At 48.8% G+C, this 17,465-nt stretch carries 15 protein-coding genes; 10 read left to right on the top strand and 5 right to left on the bottom strand.

Annotated features, from left to right (window positions below):
• The first annotated feature begins 129 nt into the window (after window positions 1-129).
• The 3 genes from ACI0FR_RS14745 to ade all read left to right on the top strand — a co-directional run bounded on the left by ACI0FR_RS14745 (window position 130) and on the right by ade (window position 4,842).
• Window positions 130-1,767 (top strand): MFS transporter, encoded by a 1,638-nt coding sequence (locus tag ACI0FR_RS14745; RefSeq protein WP_404908307.1) that lies wholly within the window; start codon window positions 130-132, stop codon window positions 1,765-1,767.
• A gap of 3 nt (window positions 1,768-1,770) precedes the next feature.
• A complete protein-coding gene (locus ACI0FR_RS14750) occupies window positions 1,771-3,072 on the top strand; it encodes an amidase (RefSeq protein WP_404908228.1) in 1,302 nt (433 codons plus the stop codon).
• A gap of 78 nt (window positions 3,073-3,150) precedes the next feature.
• Window positions 3,151-4,842, top strand: coding sequence for an adenine deaminase (gene ade, locus ACI0FR_RS14755; protein ID WP_404908230.1), 1,692 nt, complete (start codon window positions 3,151-3,153; stop codon window positions 4,840-4,842).
• Between the two features lie 19 nt (window positions 4,843-4,861).
• Here ade and ACI0FR_RS14760 read toward each other — a convergent pair whose 3' ends face one another.
• Entirely contained in the window at window positions 4,862-6,292 is a 1,431-nt protein-coding gene (locus ACI0FR_RS14760) for a cryptochrome/photolyase family protein (RefSeq protein ID WP_404908233.1), read from the bottom strand.
• Between the two features lie 190 nt (window positions 6,293-6,482).
• Between ACI0FR_RS14760 and ACI0FR_RS14765 the strand changes: the two genes are divergently transcribed.
• The 7 genes from ACI0FR_RS14765 to ACI0FR_RS14795 all read left to right on the top strand — a co-directional run bounded on the left by ACI0FR_RS14765 (window position 6,483) and on the right by ACI0FR_RS14795 (window position 13,600).
• Window positions 6,483-7,559 carry an ABC transporter ATP-binding protein gene (locus tag ACI0FR_RS14765; RefSeq protein ID WP_374833820.1) on the top strand — a complete coding sequence of 359 codons (1,077 nt, stop codon included), beginning with the start codon at window positions 6,483-6,485 and terminating at the stop codon, window positions 7,557-7,559.
• Between the two features lie 26 nt (window positions 7,560-7,585).
• The gene (locus tag ACI0FR_RS14770; RefSeq protein ID WP_374833822.1) at window positions 7,586-8,551 is read left to right on the top strand and encodes an ABC transporter substrate-binding protein; all 966 of its coding nucleotides are present in this window, start codon (window positions 7,586-7,588) and stop codon (window positions 8,549-8,551) included.
• Window positions 8,552-8,559: 8 nt separating this feature from the next.
• Window positions 8,560-10,284 (top strand): ABC transporter permease, encoded by a 1,725-nt coding sequence (locus ACI0FR_RS14775; RefSeq protein WP_404908238.1) that lies wholly within the window; start codon window positions 8,560-8,562, stop codon window positions 10,282-10,284.
• Window positions 10,272-11,351 carry an MBL fold metallo-hydrolase gene (locus ACI0FR_RS14780; RefSeq protein WP_404908241.1) on the top strand — a complete coding sequence of 360 codons (1,080 nt, stop codon included), beginning with the start codon at window positions 10,272-10,274 and terminating at the stop codon, window positions 11,349-11,351. The genes ACI0FR_RS14775 and ACI0FR_RS14780 overlap by 13 nt, the downstream gene beginning before the upstream one ends.
• A gap of 25 nt (window positions 11,352-11,376) precedes the next feature.
• Entirely contained in the window at window positions 11,377-11,964 is a 588-nt protein-coding gene (locus ACI0FR_RS14785) for a dual specificity protein phosphatase family protein (RefSeq protein WP_404909799.1), read from the top strand.
• Window positions 11,965-12,097: 133 nt separating this feature from the next.
• Entirely contained in the window at window positions 12,098-12,994 is an 897-nt protein-coding gene (locus ACI0FR_RS14790) for a bestrophin family protein (protein WP_374833830.1), read from the top strand.
• Window positions 12,995-13,156: 162 nt separating this feature from the next.
• Window positions 13,157-13,600 (top strand): PACE efflux transporter, encoded by a 444-nt coding sequence (locus ACI0FR_RS14795; protein WP_374833832.1) that lies wholly within the window; start codon window positions 13,157-13,159, stop codon window positions 13,598-13,600.
• Here ACI0FR_RS14795 and ACI0FR_RS14800 read toward each other — a convergent pair.
• The 4 genes from ACI0FR_RS14800 to ACI0FR_RS14815 all read right to left on the bottom strand — a co-directional run bounded on the left by ACI0FR_RS14800 (window position 13,597) and on the right by ACI0FR_RS14815 (window position 17,451).
• The gene (locus tag ACI0FR_RS14800) at window positions 13,597-14,403 is read right to left on the bottom strand and encodes an alpha/beta hydrolase (RefSeq protein ID WP_404908249.1); all 807 of its coding nucleotides are present in this window, start codon (window positions 14,401-14,403) and stop codon (window positions 13,597-13,599) included. The genes ACI0FR_RS14795 and ACI0FR_RS14800 overlap by 4 nt on opposite strands.
• A 40-nt stretch (window positions 14,404-14,443) precedes the next feature.
• Entirely contained in the window at window positions 14,444-15,274 is an 831-nt protein-coding gene (kynA, locus tag ACI0FR_RS14805; RefSeq protein WP_374833836.1) for a tryptophan 2,3-dioxygenase, read from the bottom strand.
• 179 nt (window positions 15,275-15,453) lie between these two features.
• The gene (gene attM, locus ACI0FR_RS14810) at window positions 15,454-16,245 is read right to left on the bottom strand and encodes an AttM family quorum-quenching N-acyl homoserine lactonase (protein ID WP_374833838.1); all 792 of its coding nucleotides are present in this window, start codon (window positions 16,243-16,245) and stop codon (window positions 15,454-15,456) included.
• A gap of 45 nt (window positions 16,246-16,290) precedes the next feature.
• Window positions 16,291-17,451: an iron-containing alcohol dehydrogenase gene (locus ACI0FR_RS14815; protein ID WP_404908254.1), complete on the bottom strand. Its 1,161-nt coding sequence runs from the start codon at window positions 17,449-17,451 to the stop codon at window positions 16,291-16,293.
• Between the last annotated feature and the right edge of the window lie 14 nt (window positions 17,452-17,465).

The raw sequence follows: 17,465 nt of genomic DNA on the forward strand, positions 1-17,465 counted from the left end.
TAACTAAAAATAAACCATATTGCCGACCTTTTAAAACAGTCTTCAAACATATTACCGTTAGCCGCTTGCCGCTTGTCGCAAACTCACCTATTCCTTATAAAACCGCGCATGAAAGAGGAGGCACCAGCCGTGCCGCAAAGAGCTTCGCCCCTTGCTCCGTTCCAGCATAAAACCTTTCGGGCCCTTTGGTCTGCAACGCTGGTTTCCAATCTTGGCGGACTTATTCAGGCAGTCGGTGCCGGTTGGATGATGACAACCATTGCAACTTCCCAGGATATGGTTGCATTGGTACAAGCCTCCACTACATTGCCGGTCATGGTGTTTTCTCTTGCAGCCGGCGCGCTGGCCGACAATTACGACCGCCGCCGCATTATGCTCACCGCACAATCCTTGATGCTGCTGGTATCGCTTGCACTGGCTATTTTTGCTTATTTCAACCTTCTCACACCTTGGCTATTGTTAAGCTTTACCTTTCTAATCGGCTGCGGCGGTGCGCTGCACAACCCGTCATGGCAAGCTTCCATGGGAGATATTGTCCCGCGAGAAGATCTACCTGCCGCAGTTGCGCTCAACAGCATGGGTTTCAATCTGATGCGCAGCGTGGGGCCTGCCATTGGTGGTTTGATTGTTGCAGCTGCGGGTGCTGCAATGGCATTCATTTTCAATGCCTTCAGCTATATCGCATTGCTGGTTGCGCTGTTTAAATGGCAGCCGCCAAAATCGCAAAACACGTTACCACGCGAATCTTTTGGTCGCGCTATTGCCGCCGGTCTTCGCTATGTATCGATGTCGCCCAACCTTTTGAAGGTCATGTTTCGCGGCTTTTTGTTCGGCTTTTCCGGCATTGCCATTCTTGCACTTTTGCCAATTGTTGCGCGTGATCTGGTAGCAGGTAATGCGCTCACCTATGGTATGATGCTCGGAGCTTTTGGTCTGGGTGCTATTGGCGGCGCAATGCTGAGTGCACGTTTGCGCGAAGTCATGAGCAATGAATGGATCGTGCGCCTTGCTTTTTTGATGTTCGCGGGAAGTTGTATCTTTTTAGGGTTAAGCACCCAATTTTGGCTCAGCTGGTTGTTATTGCTGCCTGCAGGTGTCGCTTGGGTGCTGGCACTCTCGCTTTTCAATGTCACTGTGCAGCTTTCCACGCCGCGTTGGGTCGTTGGCCGTGCACTGGCATTATATCAAACTGCAACTTTCGGAGGCATGGCGACTGGCAGCTGGGTTTGGGGTTCTATTGCTGAATCGCAAGGTGTCGATTTGTCACTTATCGTTGCCGGTATTGTGCTCATCGGCGGCGCGGCTATCGGCCTGATGTTCAAATTACCTGAGTTTGATGCGCTCAACCTTGATCCGGTCAATCGTTTCAACGAACCTGAGTTGAAGCTTGATATTCGCTCGCGCAGCGGCCCGATCATGATAATGATTGATTATAAAATCGATCAGGATGACGTAAACCAGTTTTTGAGTTTAATGGCAGATCGTCGCCGTGTGCGCATCCGCGATGGTGCGCAACAATGGGCATTATTGCGAGATCTGGAACAGCCGGAAACATGGACCGAAAGCTACCATGTGCCCACATGGGTTGAATATGTTCGCCACAACCAACGCCGGACGCAAGCCGATGCCGAAATATGGACACGCTTGAAAGCTCTCCATCGCGGTGAAAAACCACCTTTCGTGCATCGCATGATCGAGCGACAAACAGTATCATTGCATGATGATATGCCATTGAAGCCGCATACCGACGACCATACAATTGTGTAAGCTATGGTTGAGCAAAATATTACGCATAAACTAGAAGAAATTTTGCACAAGCTGGAACAAAGACGCGATTGCGAGCGTGTCTTTAGCCGCATCTATGCTGAAACTGCATTAGCAGCAGCTAACGAGGCAGATGAGCGTCATCGCAATGGCCAAAGTTTAAGCCCGCTTGATGGCCGTATTATCTCGGTCAAAGACCTGTTTGATGTCAAAGGTGAACCAACCCTTGCAGGTTCGCTCATTCGCAAAACCAGTGCCCCTGCCCGAAAAGATGCGGTGATTGTAGAACGCTTGCGTCAAGCCGGTGCCATTATCATCGGCAAAACCCATATGACAGAATTCGCCTTCACTGCTGTCGGTTTTAATCCGCATTATGGTGTGCCGGAAAATGCCATTATCAAAGGTGCCATTCCCGGTGGCTCGTCCTCAGGCGCAGCCGTATCGGTTGCAGAAGGCACCAGCGAAATTGCAATCGGCTCGGACACCGGCGGCAGCATCCGCATACCGGCCGCGCTCAATGGTCTTGTCGGCTTTAAACCCACCGCTAGCTGGATACCACATGAGGGTGTTTTTCCTTTAGCACCGACATTGGATTCCATCGGTCCTTTGACAAAAAATGTTACGGACTGCATTATAACTGATGCGATCATGGCGGATGATGCGCCACCTTTGTCACAAGCACATTCATTAAAAAACTTGCGCGTCGCGGTTCCCGACGGGCACCTGCTGGCACTGACTGAACCAGATATTCTGGCGCGCTTCCACAATGTTTTAGACTTACTGAAACAGCATGGCGCACACATAATATCATTCAACATTGATGATCTCATCGATGATATGGCACATATCACCCGCATTGGTTCGATTGCCGGTATTGAGGCCAGTCATGTTCATCGTGACTGGTTGCAAGATGATAATGCGCCTGTCGGCCAAGATTTGGCGCGCACATTACGCAAGCGCAGCCTGATTTCTAACGAGACTTACCAGCAGCAACTCTTTGAACGCCAGCAACTCGCGCGCCTGATGGATGCGCGTTTGAGCAATTATGACCTGATGGTCACGCCAACATGTCCGATCTTTGCAGCCCCTATTGCTGATCTTATCCATAACCGTGATGAATATAATCGTGTGGAAGCATTGTTGTTGCGCAACAACCAAATTGCCAATCAATTTGATCTCTGCGCGATCACATTGCCAATGATAAAAGCGCCAAAACCCGCAGGTTTTATGGCGTTTGCCCGCAACGGTCACGATCATAAATTACTAGCGATCAGCATGACACTCGAACAGATTTTTGAAGAACTTTAAAACATCTGCCTACTTGCCAGATTTGTGTGTTAGCGTTACCCCCTAAAGCCATGCGCATAAAGGCTATGAGGTAACAAGATGCTGGAAAAAATAATTGATCAGGGTGCCGGTCGTGAACAAGCCGACTTGGTACTGAAGGGCGGCAAGTTCTTCAATCTTGTAACCGGTGAAATTGTCGAAAGCGACATTGCTATTTGTGGTGATCGTATTGTCGGCACTTACGGCACCTATAGCGGCAAACGCGAAATTGATATTAGCGGCCGCATTGTGGTGCCCGGCTTTATCGACACCCATTTGCATATTGAATCCTCCCTCATTACGCCGCATGAATTTGATCGTTGCGTGCTGCCGCGCGGTGTGACCACCGCCATTTGCGATCCGCATGAAATCGCTAATGTACTGGGGCTCGAAGGTATTCAATATTTTCTCGACAGCGTTGCCGAAACCTTGATGGATATCCGTGTGCAGCTTTCAAGCTGCGTGCCATCCACCCATATGGAAACGGCAGGCGCTGAACTTCTTGTCGATGATCTTCTGCCATTGGCCGACCATGAAAAGGTCATCGGCCTTGCAGAATTCATGAATTTTCCAGGTGTTTTGAACAAAGACCCGGAATGTATGGCAAAGCTCACCGCCTTTCAGGGGCGCCATATTGACGGTCACGCGCCACTCTTATTGGGCAAAGATTTAAACGGCTATATTGCTGCTGGCATCCGCACCGAGCATGAAGCTACATCTTACGAAGAAGCGCTCGAAAAACTGCGAAAAGGCATGCATGTGCTGGTGCGTGAAGGCTCGGTTTCGCGTGATCTGCAAGCCTTGATGCCGCTCATTACCGAGCGCAATTCGCCTTTCATCGCTATTTGCACCGATGACCGCAACCCGCTCGACATTGCCGATCATGGCCATCTCGACCACATCATCCGCACTGCAATTAAGGGCGGTGTTGAACCCTTGGCGATTTATCGTGCTGCCAGTATTTCTGCCGCGCGCGCCTTCCGCCTGCATGATCGCGGCCTCGTCGCGCCGGGTTTGCGTGCCGATCTGGTAGTGCTGGATTCATTGGAGGGCTGCCACGCCCAAATGGTGCTGGCAGGCGGTGAAGTGGTCAGCGAAGAAGGCTTCGCCAAACGCAAAAAGATCGAGCCGGTTGGCCGCAACAGTGTGCGTGCCCCTGTGGTCAAGCCTGCCGATTTCCGCTCTTCATCCAATAGCGGCAAAACCCGTGCCATCGGTATTATTCCGGGCAAAATTATCACAAAGAGCATAGAATATGACCTGAATGTCGGGCCTCATGGCGTCGAGCCGAATTTGGCGCGTGACGTTTTGAAAATCGCAGTGGTGGAACGCCACGGCAAAAATGGCAATATCGCCACAGGTTTCATCAATGGTTTTGGCCTCAAAACTGGTGCCATTGCTTCAACCGTCAGCCATGATAGCCATAATATTTGCGTGGTCGGCACCAATGATGAAGATATTGCTGCCGCCGTTAATCGACTTGGTGAAATTGAAGGCGGCTTTGTTGTCATCCGTGATGGTCGCGTGCTGGCAGAGATTCCGCTTCCTGTGGCAGGCTTGATGAGCCTGGAGCCGCATGAAGTGGTGCGTGAAGATTTGCGCAAACTGCGTCAGGCCGCTTTTGATATTGGCTCACAACTGGATGAACCCTTCCTGCAACTGGCCTTTATCGCTCTTCCGGTTATCCCGCATCTGAAAATCACCGATATGGGATTGGTCGATGTCGACAAGTTTGAATTTGTCGGCAATTAATGAAATTGGATCAGCCGGATTAAAATAAATCCGGCTGATCCAAATCTTTCTTCATCGCTTGTTTGAAGGCCGCTTGTGTTGCTTTCAGATTGACCATGGCCTGCGGATAGGTTTGCCCTAAAACCACCCCCGCGTCAGATAAAACCACTTGCGGCGCATCTGATGGCTGATGAATCCAGCGATCAGGCATTGCTGCTAATTCCGGCACCCATTGGCGCACATAATCCCCTTGCACATCAAAGCGCTGGCCTTGTAAAACCGGATTGAACACTCGGAAATAAGGCGCTGCATCAAAGCCGCATCCAGCCACCCACTGCCAATTGCCCGGATTGCTGGCAGTGTCGGCATCAATCAATGTGTCCCAAAACCATTCTTCACCGATGCGCCAATCCACCATCAGATTTTTGGTCAGGAAAGATGCCACCAACATACGCACACGATTATGCATATAGCCGCTCGCCCATAATTCACGCATACCAGCATCGATCATCGGAATGCCCGTTTGCCCCTTTTGCCATCGTTGGATTTGTGCATCATCATTTTTCCAATGCAAATTTTGCAATGTATCGCGCATGTCAAAGCGTGCGATATCGGGCAAATAAAATGCCTGGTAATAATGAAAATCACGCCACAACAATTCCGACATCAGCTTCTGCGCGCCTTCCGCCAAGGCATCATTCATATCGCTGATAAAGGCTGCCTTTTGCCAAATCTGGCGCGAGCTGATTTCGCCAAAACGCAAATGCGGTGATAAAAGCGACGTGCCTTGCTTGTCCGGACGGTCACGATCCTGCTTATAAGCTTGAAGACTGTCGTTTAAAAAATCATCCAGTTTTTGCTGGGCGGCACTTTCGCCAATCTCCCATAGAGATTCAAATTTCTGCCCCCAAAAATCTTTACTTCTACTTTGATTGGTCAATGATGAAGGAGAAACATTAATTCCGCTCTCCGTTTCAGGAAAGCCTGTTGTGCCGAGTATTTTTCGCACCGCGCGCTCATAAGCGCCAAAAACTTTATAAGGGCTTTCGTCCACAGACCTAACCTGCCAAGGCTCCAATAATAAATTGCCTTGAAAAGATGTGGCCACAATACCAACCTTGTGCAAATCTAATTTTACACGCGCATCATAATCGCGCTCATAGGGTAAATAGCGTCGGTTCCAATAAACTCTGTCAAAACCTTGCTTTATGACCAGCAAATTTAAAATATCTGCTGCATTACCCTCCTCAACAATCAAAGGAATCTGAGCAGCGTTCAGTGCAATTTCCAGCTTTTGTAAGCTGTTTTCAAGCCACCAACGTGATGCAGCGCCTAGTTTTCGTGAGCCACCATCCATTTCATGAATAAATATGGCGGTGATATCGGCCTTAGAGGCTATTGCCGAAGCAAGTGCCGGATTATCATTGAGACGCAAATCATTACGCAACCAAATCAATATCTTATTGCTCATCTCCTTACCCACAATTCATAAGTTCCATCTGTCTTTTTAGCATTCTTTTTTATCTTTATTGCCACCAAAATTTAAAATTTCTTTCCATTCACAGTCATCGTTATCTGCCTGTCATAAATATGCGCGATTAAAGCGCTGTCGCACACGAGTGCAGACTTGATGTTTTGATGCAAGTGAAATGACAAGCTGAATGTCCGAAATCGTAATCCAGAACCTAAACAAGTCCTATGGTGGTGCTTCGGTTCTTTCCAATATTTGTCTGGCCATTGGTGACGGCGAGTTTGTTGCCGTGCTTGGACCTTCCGGCTGCGGTAAAACAACTTTATTACGCATGATTGCGGGTTTTGAACAGCCGGACAGCGGCACTATTCATATTGATGGCAAGGCTGTCACCTCGGACAAAAAATTCGTTCCCCCTGAAGATCGCAATCTCGGCATCGTCTTTCAAAATTACGCGCTCTGGCCCCATATGAATGTTGCTGAAAACGTCGGCTACAGTCTGAAAGTGCGTAAGACCCCGGCGGTTGAACGCACGCAGCGCGTCAATACAGCACTCAAAACAGTTGAGATGCTTGCCTTTGCCCATCGCAAGCCGGCCGATCTTTCCGGCGGTCAACGTCAGCGCGTAGCGCTTGCGCGTTGCTTGGCTCAAGGCAATAATCTTGTTTTGCTGGATGAGCCGCTCGCCAATCTGGACGTGAATTTGCGCTCTGCAATGGAAGATGAATTCTCCAAATTCCATCGCTCCACAGGCGCCTCGTTATTTTACATCACCCATGATCAGGCTGAAGCTATGGCACTCGCCGACCGTGTCGCGGTGATGAATAAGGGCACAATCATGCAGTTTTCGACGCCGTATGAACTTTATAATGAGCCGCGCAACACGATGGTTGCCGAATTTATCGGCGATGGTTTTACGCTCAATACCGGTCATGTCAGCGCCGTCAACAATGGCAAAGCAATCGTCAAAATCGAAGGTTTTGATGTTGAAGTGCGCTGTCACAAAAATGAACAGCCACGCTCATCCGGCGTAATTGCCATGCACCCGGAAAACCTCAAACCAGCACCGGAAAACCAAGGCCATATCCGTGTAAAAATCACCCGCAAAGTGTTTCGCGGCAGCCATTACCGCATGGAAGCAGAAGCCATCCGCTTCCCCGGCGTCAAGCTTGCTTTCCATGTCGATCAGCTAACCGATCTTGAAACAGGCCAGACCATCTCGCTCCTGATCGATGATGCCTGGCTTATACCCGTCTCCCAAGCATAAACCCCACAGTCAAAAAGGCTTATCTCATGCGTCTTATAACTGCTCTTACTGCCGCGCTTCTTCTCTCAACGGCTGCCAATGCAACCACATTGCAGCTTTACACATCGCAATCTCCTGAAATTGCTCAAGCGACCGTTGATGCGTTTCAGGCTCAATATCCTGACATCAAAGTGGAGTGGATGCGCAACGGCACCAGCCAATTGATGAACATTTTGCAGGCTGAAATTGAAGCAGGCGCGATCAAACCGGATCTGCTGCTTGTAGCTGACACCATCAATCTCGGTGCTTTGAAAAAAGACGACCGTCTGCTTGCTTATCCTGAAGCACCTGTCGGTGATTTTGACAAAGCAACCTATGACAAAGATATGACCTTTTTCGGCACCAAGGTGATCACCACTGCGATTGCCTACAACACCAAAAATGCCGAAGCTGTGACCTCTTGGAACCAGCTGCTTAATGAAAAGAACACCGGTCAGATTGCAGTCCCAAGCCCGCTTTATTCGGGTGCTGCACTCAACCATCTGCATTCGGTTAAAAATGTCGACACGATCGGCTGGGATTTCTACAAAGGTCTTGCCAAGCTCGACATTCACCCTGAAGGCGGCAATGGCCCGGCATTGAAGGCTGTTGCCAACGGCATGGCAAAATACGGCATCATCGCCGATGCTGATGTTATCCGTGCCAAGGCAAGCGGCTCGCCGCTCGACATCATTTTCCCGACAGAAGGTGTGAGCTTCATCACCGAACCGGTTGCGATCATGAAAAACACCAAAAACGCCGATGCTGCCAAGAAGTTTGTTGACTTCGTGCTGTCCAAACAGGGTCAGGAACTGGTGATCAAGCAGGGTAACATGTCGATCGATAAATCCTTGCCGTCACCGGAAGGCTTCCCACGTCTGGAAGACATCAAACTCCTGCCAATGGATAGCGATGAAGCAGTCGCTTCCGACAAACAGACCCGTGAAACTTTCACTGAAATCTTCGGCGGATAAGCAGTTACGTGAAATACATATCTTCAAACTTGGAGCGTCGCTTTGCGACGCTCTCTTTTAAAACCGAGTGGGTTATTCTCGCTCTGTTGACCCTGCTGATTGCGAGCCTTTCCATCGCACCGGTTGCCCGTCTTGCAATGACGGCTCTAATGCCGGAAGGTCAATTCAGCTTGAGCTGGGTCTATAGTGTTTTGGCGAAGAAACAAATTTTCACCGCCACACTCAACACGCTTTATATTTCGGTTTTCTCCACCCTTTTGGCGCTCCTCATCGGCTCAGCCGCTGGTTTTTTGACGATTTTCACCAAGATGCGATGGAAACAGGCGTGGATTTTTGCCTTTGTACTACCTTTGATGATCCCGCCTCAGGTGACGGCATTGGCTTGGGTGCAGGCACTTTCGCCCACCAGCCCGCTTTTGTCTTATCTGCCGTTTACATTGAGCGGTGGCACCAAACATCCGCTTTATTCGTCCACCGGCATTATTATTCTGCTGGGTCTATATAATGCGCCACTGGTATATTTGACATTACGCGCCACATTGCGCCGTATTCCAGCTGATCTGATGGAAGCTGCACGCGCATCTGGCGCTAAACCTTGGGTGACTATGCTCAGCGTTGTATTGCCATTATCACGCACCGGTTTGCTGGCAGGTGCAGCTCTGGCCTTTGTTTCGGCCATCGGCAATTTTGGCATTCAGGCGATGCTCGGCATTCCGGCCAGATTTCCAACCCTGATTACCATCATCTATCAAAGATTAAACAGTTATGGCCCGACAGCCCTGTCGGAAATGGCAGTGATTGCGCTTTTCCTCACCATTATTGCCAGTCTTTGCCTGATCTTAAACAGCTGGCTTGCCAATCGCAGTGATGTGCGTGTTTCCGGTCTCGGTCAAAACATGGTCTGGGATTTGGGCAAATGGAAATATCCGGTTGAAATCACCGCATGGGGCTTTCACCTTATCACGTTGGTCTTGCCGATTTCCGCACTCATCGCTTCATCCTTGGTGCGCGGTGTGGGGCAGGAATTGAACTTCAACAATCTCACTTTTGAAAATTATCGTCAGGCGCTTTTCGCGCAAGAAGCCATTCGCAATGCTTTCATCACCAGCTTCAACCTGACACTCGCCTCTTCAGCCGTCATCATGGTGCTGTCGCTGTTTTTGGCATACTTCCTCAGTTGGCAAAAAGGTTTGCTGTCACGGATTTTGCAGGTAGCCAGCGAACTGACCTATGCACTGCCTGGCATTATTCTGGGAGTGGCGATGATCTTGTTTTTCCTCAAACCTATCCCGATCCTCAATATCAGTATCTACGGTTCGGTCTGGATTATTTTCGTCGCCTATATTTCCAACTTTTTGGCGCTTTGCTTGCGCCCAGCATTAAGTGGTTTTGCGCAAGTCGATCGCTCCATGGATGAGGCCGCACGCGTTGCTGGCGCTGGGTTTCTTACCCGTATGCGCACCATAATCGCGCCATTGGTAGCACCAGCCCTTGTCGCTGGCGGCATTCTGGTTTTCATGAGTGCGCTCAATGAGATTCAGGTCTCAATTCTGCTGGTTTCTTCTTCAACCCGCACCATCGGCCCGATGATCGTATTTTTGGAAGAAGGTGGCTCGTCTGCTTTGGCAGCAGCTGTTGGCTGCCTGATCGTCATGATCATCTTCCTGCTGATGGCTTTCATTTCTCTCTTCTCGCATAAACTGCCAAAAGGTGCGCTTCCATGGCAAAATTAATCAATGTCAGTGGCCTTGGCGGCAAAATGCCAGCCTGTTTTGTGCTGGAAATGCACGGCAAACGCATTATGCTCGACCTCGGAGAAGGCCCTGAACAGGGCATCTATCCAGATTTGAGCCATGTTGGTGATGTTGATAGTATCGTACTGTCGCATGCCCATATGGATCACGCCAATGCACTTCATTTGCGCCCGCAAATCGGCAATCCGCCGGTTTATGCCACCCGCACCACATGGAGTTTCTTAAAAGATGCGCCGGTTGCGGAGGCTAACCGGCACTACCTGCCGGATCAAGGCGAATGCCTGATTGAAGGACTGACGGCACAAACCGGACGCTGCGGCCATTCACCGGGTGGCATCTGGATACATTTTCCAGATTATGGCGGCATCACTTACACCGGTGACTGGAGCGTTGAATCCAATCTTCTCCCCTTTGATATGCCCCCCGTTGCCGACACATTACTGACTGATGCCTCTTATGGTGATCGCGATCAAGCTTTGGAAGATCAATTCGATAAAATTTATGAGGCATCGCAAGATGGTGCCGTGCTTTGTGTGCCATCCCATGGACGCGGACCTGAAATTGCGCTGGCCTTTTTAGCGCGCGGCCATATTCCGCGTCTTGGCAAAAGCATTTACGCTGAAATCGAGCAATTGCTGGAAAATGAAACGCTTTATGATGTAACGCAAAAACCGGTTCTTAAAGCACTTTTACAGCAACAGGATTATAGCACAGCTTTCAGCGCCGATGATGTTATCATCACCACCGAGGCCAATGCAGAAAGCGGCCATTCGGCTGAATTGCTGGCAGAATTTGGAGATGGTGGAAATTTCATTTTTACCGGCCATGTGCCCGATAATACACCGGCCAAAACCATGTTGACTAACGGCACCGCGCAATGGTTTGCGTGGAATGTCCATCCGCGCCAACGTGATGTTTTAGCCCTTGCCGATCAGACTCGTGCACGCTTTGTTTTACCGGCTTTTGTGCCACCAAAAAACGCACAAAAACTGTTCACAATTTTAGGCGACCGTCTATGCTGTGAACAAGAGCTAACCTTGCCTTGATACCCCCATATGAAATGAGTTGAAAATGCCTGTTACCTTATTGCCCCCCGCAGGAATGAACGAAAAGGAAGAAGATAGTTTTTCCATGATCGTGCCGGTTTTTGAAAACACAGGCGCGCAGAATGCAACGCTTTATATCGGCAATCAAGTGACCGCCAATGATGCGGCACTGCTTTTACAGGAAAACATCACCTCGACCATGAATGTGGCGGTGAATGTATATTTGGCACCGTTGCAACTGGCCAATGGCACCCATATCCGCCGCACACAAGTGGGCTTGATTGATGGTCACGGCAATTCGCTCACACATTTACTCGCTGCAGTTTTTGCACTTGACGGTATTTTAAATCAGGAAAGTCCGGGCAAGGCGCATTATCCGGCGCATAAATATGGCAATGTGCTGGTGCATTGCCGTGGCGGTCGCTCACGTTCTTTGGCGGTGCTTGCGGTTTATCTTTTCTGGCGCCACCGTGATCAATTCCCAAACATTGAAACGGCAATCAGCCATATTCGAGACTTGCACCAGATTGAAGACAATTATCCCTTGCCCGGCATGATTAAACTTGCCGAAGAGGCAAGCCAGTTTCTGGGAGTGCAATTTCGGGCCTCATAATGTATACGCCCCGGCGATCAAGCGTTTTTTTTATCCTTTATCAGGCAAATTTAAAATAAATCAATATTGAGCTTGCAAGGATCAGGGCATATGGTTCCGGCACTTCATAACTGGCATGCCTTGGAATTTTTAGATGATCATCCGCTCAAAGCCAACGTTTAAAGATATACTCTTTTCCATCAACGGCTCTATCATACCACGCATTATCTATCATCTGATTGCTATTGCTATTTTGAGTATTATCGCGGTTTTGGCGTCAAAAGAATTTCCGGGCATTTTTGAACAGATCAGCGCCATTCCTTTCACCCTCATTGGTATTGCGCTTTCGGTGTTCATGAGCTTTCGTAACAATGCCTGTTATGATCGTTGGTGGGAAGGACGTAAACTTTGGGGCGAATTAATCATTGCCTGTCGTTCGCTGGCACGCCAAACATCAAAATTGGAGCGGCAAGATAAAGAGTTTATTTATCGAAGACTCTGCGCATTTGCAGCAGGTCTTGCCGCGCATACCCGTAAAACACCGGTTGATGTTGCCATCAAACCTTGGCTTGATATTAAATTGGATCCTGAAAGCCCCAATCTGACCAATGACGTACTGGATCAGATAGGGACATATTTTACCGACCTCACAGAGGCCGGGGAAATCAGTGCAATCCATTATTCAGTGCTTGAAACACAGCTGACAAAGCTCTCAACAGTTCATGCCGGTTGTGACCGTATCATGCAAACGCCTGTTCCCTTCGCCTATTCATTGCTGTTGCATCGCACAGCACTAACCTTTTGTGTGACATTACCCTTTGCATTGGCCGGATCACTGGCATGGTGGACATTGTTGCCGGTCTTGCTGGTAGCTTATACATTCTTCGGCCTTGAGGCTCTCGGTCATCAATTGGAAGACCCATTCGGCAATGACCCGAATGCGTTGCCATTAGATACAATGCGCCGCACAATTGAGCGCGAATTATTATTTGCATTAGGTGAAAGACCGATACCGCCCCGCCTTGAGCCTGAAGGCTATATTTTGAAATAGTCTTTAGCGTGCTTCTTGTTACGCTAGCCTTGACTTGAAACATGAGGTTGCTTATTTCACTTTCAAGCAGATGGAAAACCGCGATCTGCCTTTTCTTTTTCGTGATTATGAGTGCCGGGGCGTGCCGGCTCACAGGTTAGTTATCTAGCTCAGGAGCCGACTATGTTCGTCCTATCGCCGGTTAAACGGCGCATCCTTTATGTTGCTGTTTTTGAAATTATTGCCATTGCTGCATCAACCATCTTGCTGATGTTGTTGAGTGGTACTGACGCGCAAGGATCCCTACCGATTGCCACGGTCATCTCGCTGATCGCTGTTGCGTGGAACTATACATACAACTGGCTGTTTGAAAAAATGGAAGTCAGCAGAAAAAGTGAAGGACGCAGCCTCATTTTACGTATCGGTCACGCGTTGGGCTTTGAATTTGGCCTCTTTGTCATCATTATTCCAATTTACATGGCATGGTATTCTGTCAGCTTTTGGAAAGCATTTCAGATGGAGGCAGCTCTGTTGCTGTTTTTCCTGATCTATACTTTCGTTTTCACCTATATATTCGACCTGATTTTCTCGTTGCCGAATTACAAAACACAAACAGAAGAGCACTAACCGGAAGCCAGCAATTCCCTCACCAGAGCGGATGCTGGCTTTTTTAAATTCTCCAAAATCGAATAATGATTGTGTCCAACCTCTTCGATCAATTTGATCGGCACCATCCCGTCCCAGATCATGGCAAGTAAACGTGATTGACGTATAAATTCCGGACGCTCGTTTGCCCCCACCCAGCATGTCACCGGTATAGTGGATAAAGGTCGCAACAATACAGGGCTTTGGCACTCTGCCTCAGCATCATCAAGCCGTAATTTTTCATTCAGCCTTGTCTTTTGCAACAAGCGCAAATCATGCACACCACTGATAGACATTACATTTTGAATACGGGCTAAGATGGCCTTGTCTAGCAAACTATTCTGACAGATCATCCGTGTTACCAAATGACCACCAGCTGAATGACCGACAAGTTTGATCGGCCCCGCAATCAATGCAGCCGCTTTCGTGATAGCAGCGGTAATTTCGCCAACAATTTCAAAAATTTTAGCATTTGGTGCAAGGGTATAACCCGGAATAGCGACCGTCCAGCCGTTTAAACGCATGCCTTCAGCCAAATCTGTCCAATCGGATTTGGAACATTCTGTCCAAAACCCGCCATGAACAAAAACGACAAGCCCTTTGCTTGTCCCCTCAGGAAAAACCAAATCCAAGAGATTGCGCGGCGCATCACCGTAAGCAATATCAAGCTGTACAGGCATTGAAGCACGATAATCGGCTGCATTATTTGCCCAAAGCTCAGGCAAAATTTCCGAGCCCGGAATATAAGCCGAATTTGCAAATTCTTCGTTCCAATCGCGCTGCATGGTTGGTCTACTCTTTTATAAAACTGGTCGCTCAGCGTTATTAAAGCTCGGTTCTGACACGCCAAAGCTCAGGGAATAATTCCACTTCCAACATACGGCGCAAATAAGTAACCCCTGCCGTACCACCCGTTCCGCGTTTAAAGCCGATTACCCGTTCAACAGTAGTGACATGGTTAAAGCGCCAACGGCGGAAATAATCTTCAAAATCGACCAGTTTCTCAGCAACTTCATAGGCTTCCCAATATTTTGACGGATCACGATAGACCTCAGCCCAAACGTTAAGAACATCTTCGTCAAACTGCCAGACCTGTCTTAAATCACGCTGTAATACGGCTGTTGGCACATTCAAACCAATACGGGAAAGACGGCGCAAAACTTCATCATAGAGTGATGGACGCGCCAGTTCAGCTTCCAATAATTTCAACAGATCAGGCCGATGTTTATGCGGTTTAAGCATTGCCAGATTGCGGTTGCCGACTGCATATTCAATCAAACGATATTGCCATGATTGAAAGCCGGAACTTTGTCCCAGATCATCACGAAAATGGGTATATTCCGATGGTGTCATCGTGCGCAGCACATCCCATGCAGAATTAAGCTGTTCGAAAATACGAACCACACGGCTGAGCATTTTCAAAGCTTCTGATGTGCGATCCTGCGCGATCATCTGGCGCGCACCATTAACCTCATAAAGGGCAAGTTTCATCCATAACTCAGTGGTTTGATGCTGGATAATAAATAACATCTCATCATGAGCCACAGAGAGCGGATGCTGAGCAGATAAAATCTGGTCTATATGCAGATAATCGCTATAGGACATGCGCTGGCTAAAATCCATCTGCGCACCATCTTTAGAAGGATCATAAGTCATTGTTTGCTCACTATTTTTTTGATGCCGTTTATTAAAAAGCTCGTTAAGAAAGCACCATATACTCAATTTTGCTATTTACAAAAGCCGAATATTTTAAATGACCTATGCCGCAGTAACTTTAGTGAAATAAAAAGGAGGAGCCCAAGCTCCTCCCTTTATAATCAATCAAATCACAAGGCTTATGAGTAAAAATCCGGTGCCTTTTTAAAGGTGCTCCACGCATCCGGATCATGGCCTGTGACAACCATCGCACCTGTTTTTTCAGCAACTGTGCGCAGTTTCTGAACAGAACGCACAGAATCCACTGTCGAAGACAGAAAACCCGGCAGTGAGCGCTCTTCCCAATGGTCTGTTGTATAAGCTGCATCAACTGCCAGAATAATCGGCTTGCTGTTGGGCAGGCGAATGAGAAAAGACTGGTGACCGGGTGCATGACCAGGTGTAAAAATGGTGGTCAAAGTACCATCACCATAGATATCGTAAAAATCATCATGGACACCGTTGAGGAATTCCCATTTCAGACCTTCGCGGTCAAAGTCTTTGCGGATATAACCACCCTTTGCATACCAATCCGGCGTGAAGGCATATTCATATTCCGCACGCTGCACGATATGGGTAGCATTGGGGAAACGGCCGACCGCACCGGTGTGATCCAGATGCAGATGTGACTGCAGGCAATATTTTACATCGGCCGGATCAAATCCAAGTGCCTTGACCTGATCGACACAGCCCATTTTCGGGTCAAGCACAGGCCAATAAACATCGCAGATACCTCCCCAATAGCCGCGCGGATCGGTTGCCACTTCCACCGCATTACCGCCATCAATAATGGTGTGACCATCCGGATGGGTTATCAGGTAAAAAGGCACCGGAATTTCATAATCCGCGCCATTACCTTCATTCATTTTGATATTATGCACTTTGCATTTCAGCGTGCCGGACTGAAGCATATAAAGTCTGATATCCGTCATGACTTATCCTCCGTAACAAGACGTTTAGTTAGACTATGGCCAACTTTAAAAAGCTTCTCTGTATAGTGCCAAAGCATCCTCTTCTTTGACCTCAACAGGATTATTGATCAGCAGACGTGTTTGTTTCATGGCATCGCTTGCCAGCATAGCGAGACTGTTGTCGGTGACACCCACATCACGCAGACGACGCGGCGCACCGCTTTCATCCATCAGTTTCAGCATATGTTCGACAAAAGCGTCCGAGCGTGCAATTGCATCACCTTCCCCTTTAACGCCCAACACGTTAGCCAGTTCAGCATAAAGCGGCGCGGCAGCCTTTGCATTATAACGCAAAACCGGCCCCAGCATCAGCGCATTGGAAAGACCGTGCGGCACATGATAATGCCCGCCAAGCGGATAGGCCAAAGCATGAACGGCTGCGACCGGTGAATTGGAAAAAGCCTGACCTGCAAGGGTTGCACCAAGCAGCATCGCTTCCCGTGCTGCACGGTTGGTTGGTTCTTTACATGCTGTGATGAGATTAGCACCAAGCAAACGCAGCGCTTCACGTGCCAAAGCATCCGATATCGGGTTTTTCTTGTGCTGGCCGGTATAGGCTTCAATTGCATGCACCATTGCATCAATGCCAGTGGCGGCAGTGTGCAATTGCGGCAGACCAACAGTCAGTTCTGCATCGAGCAACACATAATCAGCATAAAGATGCGGGGAAACAACGCCCATTTTGGTGGTTTCGCCGGTGGTGATAATGGAAATATTGGTAACTTCCGAACCGGTTCCGGCCGTTGTCGGCACCAAGATCAACGGCAGGCGATCGCCTTCCACTTTGCCGATGCCATACATATCTGCCAATGGCTGGTCGGAAGCCAAAAGAACGGCCACAAGCTTGGCAATATCAAGCGAGGAACCGCCACCTAAACCAATAACAATATCGGCCTTGGCTTCTTTGGCTTGTGTGACGCATTCATAAAGAACATGCTCCGGCGGATCAGCCACAACCTTGTCAAAAATAACGACCTCAAAGCCGGACGCTTCAAGATTTTTGGCAATCGGCACAATCAGGCCGGCTTTAACCAAACCTGCATCTGTGACCAGTACTGCACGCCGTTTACTAAATCGGGCAGCAACCACTTCGCCCAAGCGCCTGGCTGCACCCCAATTTACCTCCATTGCAGGAACCGTGCGGAATTCAAATGGATTGATTGTCATTTTACTCCTCCGTC

Source organism: Paenochrobactrum sp. BZR 201-1 (assembly GCF_044987585.2).
GTDB lineage: Bacteria > Pseudomonadota > Alphaproteobacteria > Rhizobiales > Rhizobiaceae > Paenochrobactrum > Paenochrobactrum pullorum.

Bases quoted from the DNA above. Each gene is read 5' to 3' on its own strand.
- ACI0FR_RS14760 (WP_404908233.1), bottom strand. From the start codon at position 6,292: ATGAGCAATAAGATATTGATTTGGTTGCGTAATGATTTGCGTCTCAAT.
- ACI0FR_RS14750 (WP_404908228.1), top strand. From the start codon at position 1,771: ATGGTTGAGCAAAATATTACGCATAAACTAGAAGAAATTTTGCACAAG.
- ACI0FR_RS14800 (WP_404908249.1), bottom strand. From the start codon at position 14,403: ATGCAGCGCGATTGGAACGAAGAATTTGCAAATTCGGCTTATATTCCG.
- ACI0FR_RS14780 (WP_404908241.1), top strand. From the start codon at position 10,272: ATGGCAAAATTAATCAATGTCAGTGGCCTTGGCGGCAAAATGCCAGCC.
- kynA (WP_374833836.1), bottom strand. From the start codon at position 15,274: ATGACTTATGATCCTTCTAAAGATGGTGCGCAGATGGATTTTAGCCAG.
- ACI0FR_RS14770 (WP_374833822.1), top strand. From the start codon at position 7,586: ATGCGTCTTATAACTGCTCTTACTGCCGCGCTTCTTCTCTCAACGGCT.
- ACI0FR_RS14815 (WP_404908254.1), bottom strand. From the start codon at position 17,451: ATGACAATCAATCCATTTGAATTCCGCACGGTTCCTGCAATGGAGGTA.
- ACI0FR_RS14795 (WP_374833832.1), top strand. From the start codon at position 13,157: ATGTTCGTCCTATCGCCGGTTAAACGGCGCATCCTTTATGTTGCTGTT.
- ACI0FR_RS14790 (WP_374833830.1), top strand. From the start codon at position 12,098: ATGATCATCCGCTCAAAGCCAACGTTTAAAGATATACTCTTTTCCATC.
- ade (WP_404908230.1), top strand. From the start codon at position 3,151: ATGCTGGAAAAAATAATTGATCAGGGTGCCGGTCGTGAACAAGCCGAC.
- ACI0FR_RS14785 (WP_404909799.1), top strand. From the start codon at position 11,377: ATGCCTGTTACCTTATTGCCCCCCGCAGGAATGAACGAAAAGGAAGAA.
- ACI0FR_RS14765 (WP_374833820.1), top strand. From the start codon at position 6,483: ATGTCCGAAATCGTAATCCAGAACCTAAACAAGTCCTATGGTGGTGCT.
- attM (WP_374833838.1), bottom strand. From the start codon at position 16,245: ATGACGGATATCAGACTTTATATGCTTCAGTCCGGCACGCTGAAATGC.